This is a genomic window from Pseudomonas sp. EA_65y_Pfl1_P113 (genome assembly GCF_963970525.1).
Classification (GTDB): Bacteria; Pseudomonadota; Gammaproteobacteria; order Pseudomonadales; family Pseudomonadaceae; genus Aquipseudomonas; species Aquipseudomonas tritici.
This window is the reverse complement of record NZ_CAXAQM010000386.1, coordinates 1-506: the sequence shown is the minus strand read 5'-3', so window position 1 is coordinate 506 and position 506 is coordinate 1. Positions and strand designations below refer to the sequence as shown.

Here is a 506-nt window from a genome sequence, read left to right as displayed (position 1 = left end):
CGATGATGTCGCCGGTATCGACGAAGCGCGCGAGGAGTTGCAGGAGATCGTCGAATTCCTCAAGGACCCGACCAAGTTTGCCCGCCTCGGCGGCAAGATTCCTAAGGGCGCGTTGCTGGTCGGCTCGCCGGGCACCGGCAAGACGCTGCTCGCCCGCGCGATTGCGGGTGAGGCGGGCGTGCCGTTCTTCACCATTTCGGGGTCCGATTTCGTCGAGATGTTCGTCGGCGTCGGTGCCAGCCGCGTGCGCGACATGTTCGAACAGGCCAAGAAGTCGGCCCCCTGCATCGTCTTCATCGACGAAATCGACGCGGTCGGCCGCCATCGTGGTGCCGGCCTCGGCAATGGCAATGACGAACGCGAACAGACGCTCAACCAGTTGCTGGTCGAGATGGACGGGTTCGAGGCGAATGAAGGCATCATCATCATCGCCGCCACCAACCGGCCGGATGTGCTCGATCCAGCCTTGCTCCGTCCGGGCCGGTTCGATCGCCAGGTCGTCGTGC

General features: G+C 64.2%; 1 pseudogene. It reads left to right on the top strand.

The features are described 5' to 3' along the window. Positions 1-506, top strand: a pseudogene (gene ftsH2, locus AACY52_RS30190) (ATP-dependent zinc metalloprotease FtsH2); the annotation flags it as partial.